Source organism: Lentzea indica, assembly GCF_012184385.1.
GTDB lineage: Bacteria > Actinomycetota > Actinomycetes > Mycobacteriales > Pseudonocardiaceae > Lentzea > Lentzea indica.
This window is the reverse complement of record NZ_VSRL01000096.1, coordinates 18,925-30,229: the sequence shown is the minus strand read 5'-3', so window position 1 is coordinate 30,229 and position 11,305 is coordinate 18,925. Positions and strand designations below refer to the sequence as shown.

General features: G+C 68.7%; 10 protein-coding genes. 6 read left to right on the top strand and 4 right to left on the bottom strand.

The genetic code is table 11. From position 1 onward, the window contains the following. The coding region (locus tag FXN61_RS25060) for an MBL fold metallo-hydrolase (RefSeq protein WP_167976486.1) at positions 1 to 787 on the bottom strand (787 nt) is incomplete at its 3' end. 14 nt (positions 788 to 801) lie between these two features. After that, on the bottom strand, positions 802 to 1,119 hold the full coding sequence (locus tag FXN61_RS25055; protein ID WP_312877975.1) for a rhodanese-like domain-containing protein: 318 nt from the start codon (positions 1,117 to 1,119) through the stop codon (positions 802 to 804). Between the two features lie 201 nt (positions 1,120 to 1,320). Between FXN61_RS25055 and FXN61_RS25050 the strand changes: the two genes are divergently transcribed. Further along, complete coding sequence (locus FXN61_RS25050) at positions 1,321 to 2,247, top strand: NAD-dependent epimerase/dehydratase family protein (RefSeq protein ID WP_167976484.1); 927 nt, start codon at positions 1,321 to 1,323, stop codon at positions 2,245 to 2,247. Between the two features lie 224 nt (positions 2,248 to 2,471). Continuing rightward, positions 2,472 to 3,731, top strand: a complete 1,260-nt coding sequence (locus tag FXN61_RS25045) for an ATP-grasp domain-containing protein (protein ID WP_512698753.1) — start codon at positions 2,472 to 2,474, stop codon at positions 3,729 to 3,731. An 89-nt stretch (positions 3,732 to 3,820) separates the two neighbouring features. Here FXN61_RS25045 and FXN61_RS25040 read toward each other — a convergent pair whose 3' ends face one another. Together FXN61_RS25040 and FXN61_RS25035 are read right to left on the bottom strand one after the other, a co-directional pair. Continuing rightward, positions 3,821 to 4,048: a hypothetical protein gene (locus FXN61_RS25040; protein WP_167976482.1), complete on the bottom strand. Its 228-nt coding sequence runs from the start codon at positions 4,046 to 4,048 to the stop codon at positions 3,821 to 3,823. A gap of 121 nt (positions 4,049 to 4,169) precedes the next feature. Continuing rightward, entirely contained in the window at positions 4,170 to 5,135 is a 966-nt protein-coding gene (locus tag FXN61_RS25035; RefSeq protein ID WP_167976481.1) for a YVTN family beta-propeller repeat protein, read from the bottom strand. Between the two features lie 116 nt (positions 5,136 to 5,251). Here FXN61_RS25035 and FXN61_RS25030 point away from each other — a divergent pair, with 116 nt between their 5' ends. The 4 genes from FXN61_RS25030 to FXN61_RS25015 are packed head-to-tail and all read left to right on the top strand — an operon-like array spanning position 5,252 to position 11,170. After that, entirely contained in the window at positions 5,252 to 5,710 is a 459-nt protein-coding gene (locus FXN61_RS25030; protein ID WP_167976480.1) for a YbaB/EbfC family nucleoid-associated protein, read from the top strand. 20 nt (positions 5,711 to 5,730) lie between these two features. Continuing rightward, on the top strand, positions 5,731 to 6,042 hold the full coding sequence (locus tag FXN61_RS25025) for a type VII secretion target (protein ID WP_167976479.1): 312 nt from the start codon (positions 5,731 to 5,733) through the stop codon (positions 6,040 to 6,042). After that, entirely contained in the window at positions 6,039 to 10,574 is a 4,536-nt protein-coding gene (locus FXN61_RS25020) for an RHS repeat-associated core domain-containing protein (protein WP_167976478.1), read from the top strand. Before FXN61_RS25025 ends, FXN61_RS25020 begins: the two co-directional genes overlap by 4 nt. After that, a complete protein-coding gene (locus FXN61_RS25015; RefSeq protein ID WP_223165580.1) occupies positions 10,571 to 11,170 on the top strand; it encodes a hypothetical protein in 600 nt (199 codons plus the stop codon). The genes FXN61_RS25020 and FXN61_RS25015 overlap by 4 nt, the downstream gene beginning before the upstream one ends. The last annotated feature ends 135 nt before the right edge of the window (positions 11,171 to 11,305 follow it).

Here is an 11,305-nt window from a genome sequence, read left to right as displayed (position 1 = left end):
CCGCGATGCGGCGCCGCAGTTCGGCCGGATCGGCCTCGGCGGGCAGCGAGAGGTCCGTCCGGCTCGGTCCGGCGGAGTTCGCGGGGGCCATGTGCACGTAATACGCCGGGTACGCGTCGAGGCCGGCGAGCAGTTCCTCGACGTAGCTGTCCAGTTCACGGGTCAGTGCCGGGTTGGACAGCTTCTCCTGGCCGATGGTGCCGGTGATGGCCTTGGACCGGGTTGCCGAGCAGAAGCTGCCGAAACCGTGCGTCGGGTAGACGACGGTGGCGTCGGGCAGTTCGCCGGCCAACCGTCGGACCGAGTGCCACTGGGCGTGCGCCAGCGCGTCGGTGTGGTCCGGGCCCAGCAGGTCCGGACGGCCGGTGGAGCCGTGGAGCAGCGAGCCGCCGGTGAAGGCCGCGAACGGCTCACCGCCCTCCGACAGGGCGAAGGACAGGTGGGTGTGGGTGTGGCCAGGGGTGAGCAGGACCCGCACCCGCATCCGATCGCCGACCTCGACGACGTCGCCGTCGCGCACGCCGACCCGCTCGAAGGAGACCGGGTCGTCGGCGTTGAGCAGGTATTGCGCACCCACCTCACGGGCGAGTTCGTAGCCACCGGTCACGTAGTCGTTGTGGATGTGGGACTCGAAGACGTGGGTGATGCGCACGCCCGCGGCCCGCGCCAGACCCAGCACCCGGTCGTAGTCGCGCTGCGGGTCGACCACCAGGGCCACCACGCCGTCGTGGGCCAGGTAGGTGCGGTCGCCGAGTCCTGGCGTGTCGATGGGCAGGACGGTGATCATCCGTTCTCTCCCCCTCATGCCTTCGTGGTCTCGATCGGACGGCCGGAGTCGATCCACGCGCCGGTGCCGCCGAGGACGTCGACGGCGTCGACCCCGACCGCGCGCAGGAGGACCACGGCCTGGGCACTGCGACCGCCGGCCTGGCAGACGACGTAGACGGGCCGGTCCTTGGGCACCTCGGCCATGCGGGCGGGCAGCACGCTCAGCGGCAGGTTCCTGGCGCCAGGAACGTGGCCGGGGCGGTACTCACGGGCCTCGCGGACGTCGAGCACGAAGGCGTTTCCCTGGGCGAGGCGGGCGGCGAAGCCGTTCTGGTCGATCTCGGAGGTCACATCAGCTCCTGAAGTCGGATGGAATACCCCAGGGGGTATCTGTTCGAGACCGTAGCATACCCCCATGGGTATGCCGGAACATGTTCCAACGTTGCCGTTCCGGCAACAGACGTTGCCGCTCGGCAGAGCATCAACGACGCTGCACACGGGCCGTCTCATCAGCGCAGTCAGCGCCTGGACTCGGCGACTGAAAGGACTCTGATGCACGTTTTCGTCACCGGGGCGAGCGGCTACATCGGTGGCGCCGTCGCCACCCGCCTCCTCCTGGCGGGTCACACCGTCACCGGATTGACTCGCGACGCGGCCAAGGCAGCAGACCTCGCTCGGCTGGGCATCCAGCCGGTCGTCGGCACCTTGGACAACGCGGCCGTGCTCACCGAGCACGCTCGCCGTGCCGACGCGGTCGTCAACGCGGCCGACAGCGATCATCGCGAAGCCGCTGAAACGCTCATCGCCGCGTTGGCCGGATCCGGCAGGCCGCTGATCCACACCAGCGGCTCCAGCATCGTGAGCGTCGGCACCGGCGGTGACGTCTCCGAAGCGATCTTTCACGAGGACGTCCTCAACCCGGACTCAGGCTGGGAGCCCGACCACCCTGTGCGCAAGGCACGCGTAGCCATCGATCGGCTGGTCCTGGCCGCTGCGGAGCAAGGGGTGCGTACCGCGGTTCTGTGCCCCAGCCTGATCTACGGACAGGCACGAGGGCTCGCCGGCGACAGCGTCCTGATCGCCGCGCTGGTGCGACAGGCACGTTCCAGCGGGGTGGTCCAGCACGTTGGCGCCGGCCGCAACATCTGGTCCACCGTGCACCTCGACGACGTGGCCGACCTGTATCTCCTCGCCCTGGAGAAGTCGCCAGCCGGCACGTTCTACTTCGTCGAGAACGGTGAGGAGTCCTTCGGCGCGATGACCGGCTCCATCGCTCGTTCCCTGGGTCTGCCCGGTCCGCGGCCCTGGGACCCCGACTCCCCCGGCAACGTCTGGAACCCCGAGTTCGCCATCCACGCCCTGGGCTCCAACAGCCGGATACGCGCCGCACAGGCCCGCGACCTGCTCGGTTGGCGCCCCCAGCACCACTCGATCACCGACTGGATCAGCACGAACCCGGACGGGATGGCACGCCGATGACCTCAAGCCGATGAGGTGTGCTGTCAGGGTTTTCAGTGCGACGAGCCCACCAGAATCCTGCGCCAGGTTGACGCCTCCGACTCCGCCGCGCCCGAGCTCACCCCGAGCCTCGCGAAACGTGAGAGAGTTGACGTCTACGCCCTCCCTGGGTTCACACCCGGAGGCGCGCCTTCACCCCGGAGCGGACGCCGCCTCATCCAGGCGCGTTTCACCGCTCCCGGTCAATTCGCACCACTCCACGCCCAGGACCGGGTACAAGAACAACCCCACGAGGGAGATCTCCCATCACCGCTTCTGCGCTCACGCCGACGCTGGCCGCCCCCCGCACCCTCACCGACATCTACGGCCCCGACATCGCCGTCTGCGCACGTCCCGCCCAGGAACCGGCGGTGCCATCGAGCAGACACCGGAACACCCGCGATGTCCTGTCCGCTCGCCCCCTCGCCATCGCCGCCGACACCCCGGTCATCAGCAGCGCGGGCGGCACCGAACCCAACCTGATCGCCGCCCTCCGCGACGGCGGCCTGCCCGTCGGCACCGACCCGCGCGAGTTCCGCTCCGAAGCCGAGTTCGCCACCCGCGTCACCGAAGCGCTCAGCGACGGCCTGCGCCTGTCCATGGAATACCCGCAGCCCACCAGCCTGTACCCCGACGAACGCTCCGTGAAGAGCGCCGAACTCGTCGGCTACCTCAACAACAAAGCCAGCATCAGCACCTTCGTCGACCCCCGCTTCCAAGCCCGCCGCCAGATCGTCACCACCAACGAGCTCGCCCAAGCCGCCCCCGCCGAGAAGTCCTGGGTTCTCAAAGCCGCCACCAACGCCGCTCACGGCGCCAGCCTCGACGTCTACCTGCACCGAGCCGGGGACGTGGTGTCCCTGCCCGCGTTCACCAACATCCTCAACGAGGTGGTCGTCGAGGAATACCTGAACATCCACCGCAACTGGGGCGTCCAGCTCTACATCGCCGTCGACGGCCAGGCCCGCTTGCTCGCCGTGACCGACCAGCGGATCGACGCCGACGGCGTCTACACCGGCGGCCGCTTCGGGCTCGTCGTCCCCCTCCCCGCCGACCTGCTCACCGAATGCCTGGCGATCGCCCAGCGCGCCGCCGACGTCGGCTACCGCGGCATGTGCAGCCTCGACTGCGCCCAGACCCACGACGGCAGGCTCGTCATGCTCGACCTCAACTTCCGCATCACCGGCGGGTCCATCCCGCTGCTGGCGCTGCACACCATCCGCCCCGACGCCCTGGACCGCCCGTCGGAGTCCACGAAACTCACCACCTCCGCACCCATCGCCGCCCTGCTGGCCGCGCTGCGGCCTGCGTTGCTGCGCGGAGGGCTCCTCGTCACCGGCGGCCACGACACCCGCCGCACCGACAACCCGATCAACCAGACCACACTGCACCTGATCGTCTTCGGCGACGATCCTGACGACGTCACCACCCGCCGCGCCGCGCTTGAAGCCATGTACGACCACTGACGCGGACGGTGCAACGAGTTCTAGCTGATCACCGCAGGTACGACAGTGGCCGGGCGCGTCCGCGCCCGACCACTCGACGATGGGGCTCGTCAGCCCTTCTTCACGATGCCGGGCAACGCCTTCTCGGCCAACCGGATGTCGGTGAACGCTTCGAGGCAGACGCCGTCCTTGCCGCCGCCGCTGTGGATGCCCTTCGCGACGACCTTCCCGCCGCTGACCGTGTAGATCGGGCCACCGGAGTCACCGGGGGCGGTACAGGTGCCGCTCTTCTTGCCCAGGGTGATGTTGCGGGCCATCTGGCCGTCCCGGTACCTCACGTTCGCCTTGACGTCGTAGACCTTCCAGCCGCACAGCTCACCCTTGGTGGTGCCGCCCCTGCAGTACTTGTCGCCGATCTTCGGCGACCTGCCGGAGATTCCCTGGCCCGAACGGCGGAGATCAGAGGTCGAGGATCTCCACCTCGTCGCGGCCGTTGAGCACGTACGCCTGCTTGCCGTCCGGCGTGATGGAGATTTCGGTGGGATACCGCCCGACGGTCATCCTGCCGATCTCGGTGAGGCCGGCGGTGTCGATCACGGACACCGTCCTGTCGAGGAAGTTGGTGATGTAGGCGCGAGCACCGTCGGGCGCGACCGCGACACCGAGCGACCAGCCGGGGCCGGGGATGCCACCGGGCAGGGCCTTGCCGGTGGCCACGTCGATGACCTTCATCGGATCGGGCTTGGTGAGCTTCGTCGTGTAGACGCGCGTGCCGTCCGGACTGACGGCCAGCGCGCGCGGCGACACGCTCGCGCGCACGGAGGCGATCACCGATGCGGCCGCCACGTCGATCACGGTCACGTGCACACCCCGGTACGACCCCACGTACGCCTTGGCACCGTCCGGCGTGACCGCGAGCCCGCTCGGCCCCTCCGGCAGCGGCACACCACCGAGAGCAACACCAGCAGAGTCCATAATGGACAGCGTGGCGTTACCTTCGTTCAGCACGTGGACGCGGTCACCGCTCACCTCGATCGAGGTCGGGTAGGAGAACCCGGACCACGTCGCGGTGACGCTGCTGGTCTCCGCGTCGATCACGGAAACCGTGTGAGCGTCCCGGTTCGTCACGTAGACACGTGAACTGTCAGGCGTGAACGCCACACCCAGCGGGTAAAGGCCGACGGGAACCGTGGCGGTGACCGCGCGCGTCTGCGTGTCGATCACCGACACCGTGTTGTCGTTCGAGTTGGCGACAGCGGCGCGCGTGCCGTCCGGACTGATGGCGAGCCCCTGCGCCAGCCTGCCGACCGGAATCACCGCGTTCGGTGCCGCCGAGGCGACACCGGGAACCACCGTGACGGCCAGGCCGGCCGCCAGGACAAGCGCCGCACGTCTCGTGAGCGCGCGCGAAGAAGCGAACGTCATGGATGTCTGACCCCCAGAAGTCATGATCGATCAGGCCAGCGTACCCGGCGAGATCGTCGAAACGGCACCACAGCCGCTGATCGTTTCGTTACCCTCCGGAGCGGGGAGGGAACTCTATGTTCGGCAAGGACCTGAGCCGGATCCTCGATCTCGGGGACCCGGAGGAGATGGCGCGGCGGCTCGACGAGCTGGACCGCAAGATGGAACGGGCGCAGGCCAGCTACGAGCAGCTGGAGCAGGCCGCGGAAGGCATGCGGATCACCGAGGTGGATCCGGCCGGGGTGACCGCGACGGTGAACGTCGACGGGCAGCTGACGGAGCTGGTGACCACACCGCAGATCACCCGGCTGCCGGCCGAGCAGATCGGTCCGACGATCCTGGCCTGCATCGTGCGCGCCCAGTCGCGCATCGCCGACAGATACCGCGAAGCCGCCGAGCAGACCGGCAGCGACGACGACATGACGAAGCACGTCATCGAGTCCTATCGCCAGCGCTACCCCGCACCGGAACCCGAGACCGGAACCGCCAGAGAGACCAGCCGCACGATGAAGCTGGGGCAGCTGGAAGACGACTGATCAAGGTCCGGGGGGACAGCATGGCAAGCGGGTACGACGTCGCCGTCGAGGCGCTGGACAAGCACGCACGCAATCTGGACGACCGGGCGTCCGCGGTCTCGGAGGCGCTGGCGGCGGCCACGTCGGTGAGCGTGTCCGAGGACGCCTACGGGATCATCTGCCAGTTCCTGCCACCGTGCATCAACCCGGTGGAGGACGAGGGCCTCAACGCCTTGAAGGCCGCCGTCGAGTGTCTGCAGGACGACGCGCAGGACATCCGTGACACGGCCGCCGCCTACCGCGCCAGCGACGAGACCAACGCCGCCGGCTTCGGCGAGGGGATGACCACGTGACCGGGGACCTGGTGGCCCAGCCGGTCGACGAAACCAAGTGGTACAGCGGAATCTCACAGCTGGAGGACGCCAAGGAGGTCAAGGTCGCCGTCGAGAGCGGCGACTGGCTGGAAGCGGGCATCGGCGCGGTGACGCTGGGCGCGGACGTGGCCGCGTGCCTGACCGACCCGACCGCCGCGCTGGGCATGGTGATCGAGGCCGCCGTCGGCTGGCTGATGGAGCACCTGGAGCCGCTCAAGGAGGCGCTGGACAAGCTCGCCGGCAACCCCGAGGTCGTCAAGTCCTTCGGCCAGACCTGGAAGAACGTCTCCGACCGGCTCAACGCCGTCGCCGAGGACTACACCGCCAACGTCACCAACGACCTGGCCGAGTGGACCGGCGCCGCCGCCGACGCCTACCGGGCCGCCGCCGCTGATCGGACCGATGCCCTGCGCACCACCGCCGAGACGTGCGCCGGCGTCTCCTCCGCCGTCACGATGGCCGGCGAGGTCGTCGCCGCCGTGCGGATCATGATCCGGGACCTGATCGCCGCTCTGGTCTCCGGCCTGATCGAGGCCGTCCTCCCACCCGGCCCCGGCACCGCGCGCGCCGCCGTGAAGCTGATCCGCAACGTCCTGCAGAAGGTCGTCAAGCTCATCGGCAAGCTGATCCGCTCGCTGTCCAAGCTCGCGAAGAAGCTGCCCGAACTGATCAGGCTGCTCACCAAGGTCGCCAAGCGCCTCAAGCCGCAGCGCGGCCCGAAAGGCGGCCCGCCCACGACCAAACCCCGCGTAGACCCGAACGCGCCGAAGACCGACAAACCCAACGACTCCACCTCGACGTCGAGCGCCGACACCACCACCACGTCCTCCGCACCCGACACCCGCCCGCCGCCGGACGTCAAGAATTCGCCGGACACCACCTCACCGTCCAGCTCGACAACGCCGTCCAGCACCACCTCACCGGACACGAGCCGCCCGAACACCAAGAACGACACCACCACACCGAGCAGCACGAACAAGGACACGACGAGCCCGAGCGCGCGCAACCAGGCAGGAGACGACCCGAAGGGCAGCGCACGACCGGAGTCCGAGCGCCCGACCTGCGGCGACCCGGTGGACATCGTCACGGGTGAGGTGCTCCTGCCGCAGACCGACGTCACGCTCGACGGCACCCTTCCGTTGCGGCTGACCAGGTCCCACCTGTCCCGCCACCGCATCGGGGCTCGCCACGGCACGTCGTGGGCGTCAACGCTGGACCAGCGGCTCGAGGTGGACGAGCTGGGGATCTGCTTCGTCACCGAGGACGGCATGGTCCTGCTCTACCCGAATCCTCAAGGCAGCCAAGAGGTTCTCCCGCTCGAAGGACCGCGGTGGCCGCTGGTCCACAACCACGACGGGACGTACACCGTCACCGACGTGGCGGCACGACGCATCCGGCACTTCGCCCACGGCACCGGCAAGATCCGGCCGCTGACCGCCATCACCGACTTCAACGGCAACCGCATCGACATCGACCACGACGTCAGCGGTGTCCCGACCGCGATCCGCCACTCGGGCGGCTACCACCTCGCCGTGCACTCGACGGACGGCCTGGTGACCGCCGTCGTGCTGACCGGCCTCGAAGACATCACCCTCGTGAAGTACGGCTACGACGACCGCAGGCTCGCCGAGGTGGTGAACTCCTCGGGCGCGGCGTTGAGGTTCACCTACGACGACGCCGGACGCATCGTCCAATGGCAGGACCGCAACGGCATGTGGTACCGCTACGAGTACGACGATCAGGGGCGCTGTGTCCGGAACGTTGGTGCGGAAGGCTTTCTCTCCGGGACCTTCACCTATCTCGACCACCTCACCGTGTACACCGACTCCCTGGGCAACCGGCGCGAGTTCCACCTCAACGACTCCCTCCAGATCGTCCGGGAGGTCGACGCGAACGGTGCCGTGGTGGCGACCGAGTGGGACCGCTACGACCGGCCGCTCAGCCGCACCAACCCGCTCGGGCACACGACCCGGTTCTCCTACGACGAGGCCGGCAACCTGATCGCCGTCACCGACCCGGACGGCCTGACGACGACCGCCGAGTACAACGACTTCCGCCAGCCGACCGTGCTGACGAGGCGAGACGGTTCGGTGTGGCGCAACGAGTACGACGAGCGCGGGAACCTCTCGGCGGTCACCGATCCGGCCGACGGCGTGAACCGCTACCGCGTCAACGAACGCGGTCACCTCATCGCGCACACCAACGCCCTCGGCCAGACCCGGCACATGGAGAACAACGCGGCGGGTCTCCCCATCGCCACCACCGATTTCCTCGGTGCCGAAACGCATTACGCCCGGGACGCCTTCGGACGAGTCAGCGCCGTCGTCGACACCCTCGACGGCATCACCCGTCTCAACTGGACCGTCGAAGGGCGGCTCATCCGATGCGTCCAGCCAGACGGGACGACCGAGCAGTGGCGTTACGACGGCGAAGGCAACGAGATCGCGTTCATCGACGCGCTCGGCCAGGAGATCCGCACCGAGTACACCGGCTTCGACCTGCCGACAGCGAAGATCGACGTCGACGGCAGCAGGCTGGAGTTCCGCTACGACACCGAACTGCGCCTGGTGTCGGTCACCGACCCGCGGGGCATGGTGTGGCGCTACACCTACGATCCGGCGGGCAACCTGGTCGCCGAGACGGACTTCACGGGCCGGACGCTGACCTACGAGAACGATGCGGCCGGGCAGCTCGTCGCGCGGACCAACGGCGCCGGCGAGGTGACGAGGTACCGCCGGGACCTGCGAGGCAACGTCGTCGAGAAGCGCGTTGGCGACGTGGTCACCACGTACGAGTTCGACGCGGTCGACCAGATGGTCAGGGCGGTGGGACCGGACGCGGAGCTCGTCTTCCATCGCGACCCTCTCGGCCGGGTGACCGAGGAAACCTGCGACGGCCGTGCCGTCGAGTCCACTTACGACCTGCTGGGACGCCGGACACTTCGCATCACACCAGCGGGAGTGGAGACCGCCTGGGAGTACGACGCGAACGATCAACCGTTGGGCGTGCACGTCGCCGGGCACAGCATCCGGGTCAACTACGACGCGGCCGGCCGTGAGGTCCGCCGCCGGCTCGGCAGCGGCGCCACGGTGAGCCAGACCTGGGACGCGAACCACCGCCTGACCGGCCAGCAGGTGACCGATTCCCTTGCCAGGACCCAACAACGACGTACGTACCGCTACCGCGCGGACGGCGCCGCCACCGGCCTGCAGGACCAGCTGACCGGTGCCAGGGCGTTCGACCTCGACCGGTCGGGACGGGTCACCGCCGTGCGCGGACCGGGCTGGACCGAGCGCTACGCCTACGACGAGTCCGGCAACATCACGAGCGCAGCGTGGCCGGGCCGGCAGACGGACGACCAGGGCGCCCGCGAGTACTCCGGTGCGCTCCTTCGCCGCAGTGGCAACGTGTTCTACCGCCACGACGCCCAAGGCCGAGTTGTCGAACGCACGCGCCGCACCCTGTCCGGGCAACGGCAGACCTGGCGGTACACCTGGGACGCCGAGGACCGGATGGTCGGCGTGACCACTCCGGACGGAACGGCCTGGCGCTACCTGCACGACCCGCTCGGGCGCCGGATCGCCAAACAACGGCTGAGCGGCGGCCAGGTCGTCGAGGAGACACGGTTCACCTGGGACGGTGTGCACCTCGCTGAGCAGTCGCACCGCGGCGCACAGCGTCCGGACGTGCTCACCACGACCTGGGACCGCGACGGCGTCCGGCCGGTGAGCCAGGTCGAGCGCAGGAGCATGGCCGACGCACCGCAAAAGGTGGTCGACGAGCGCTTCTTCGCCATCGTCACGGACCTGCTCGGCACGCCGACGGAACTGCTCGACGAGAGCGGCGGCGTCGCGTGGCACGCCCAGCGAACCCTGTGGGGCATCACGAACCGGGGTGCGCGCACGGCCACCGACACGCCGCTCCGGTTCCCCGGCCAGTACTTCGACCCCGAGACCGGCCTGCACCACAACTACTTCCGCACCTACGACCCGGCGAACGGGCAGTACCTCAGCGCCGATCCGCTCGGTCTCGGCGCCGGCCTGAACCAGCGTGCGTACGCGCTCAACCCGATGGGGTGGCTGGACTACCTCGGACTGCTGACGTGCAAGCAGAACGCCGCGAAACTCCGGGAGAACATGCGTGCCGAAGGGCGGGGTCCCGCACCGGGAGAGGCAGCGGCGCACATCGTCCCGTCCGGTGGCACCAAGAACCAGTGGGCGTCCGGCGCGAAGAGCAGAGACTTGCTGGAGAAGTACGACGTCGACATCAACGACGCCGCCAACGGCATTCCGCTGGGGCATCCGACGCCGCACAACTACACCCATCGCGGTGGATTCCACGACAAGGTGTTCGACCACCTGCAGAAGGTCGTCACGCAGGGCGAGGCCCGCGGTCTCGACAAGGCCGCCATCGGCGACATCCTGAAGACCGAGCTGCGCGGCATCGGCAAGGCGGTCGAACGGGAACTCAAGTCCGGCCAGCCCGGCCCCGGTGCATACTGGACCGCGTGATGGCCGACATCCCACGAAGCCGCGCCGTGTATCGCCTGCTCATCGGCATGAAGGAGGAGCGCGGCGACTTCCGGTCGTTGACCATCGAGACCGACGATCTGACCGAGGTGGTCCGCTGGCAACTGTCCAACACGCAGGACAGCTACCAGAACGAGCTCAACGCCGAGTGGGTCGGCGACCCGTCCTGGCGCCCGGTGGAGTTCTCCCCCCGCACCGCGGCTCCGGTCGTCGGTGTCCGCATCGCCGAGATGTTCCGTGCCGACTTCGAGGCGGCCGGAACCCTGCAACCGCTCGTCATCGACGGCGAGGAAAGCAAGGAGTGGTTCGCTTTCCTCGTCGAGAAGGTCGTCGACTGCCTGGACGCGGAAAAATCATCGGAGCCGGAGTGGGACGGCACGATCAGGAAGTCCGTGTTCCGCGCCGATGCCGTGCCGGTTGATCTGCCGGCCTTCCGGGTGCCGCAGTCCACCAACATCCACTGGAACGGCTGGATGGTCGACCGGTTGATGAAACTGGTTGCACTCGACGTCGAAGCGCGCCTCATCTGGTCGGACGACCCGACGCGGGAGCCACACCCGGACCCGTGGGGTTTCTGATCCCCGGCAACCGTCCGCTGTGGACGGACGTCGTTCGCCGTACCTGAGCGGCCACGGCCTGGTCAGGCCGCTATCAGCTTGCGTCCGACCATCACGATGAGCTTCTCGATGAGGAGCACCGCGATGTTCGCCAGA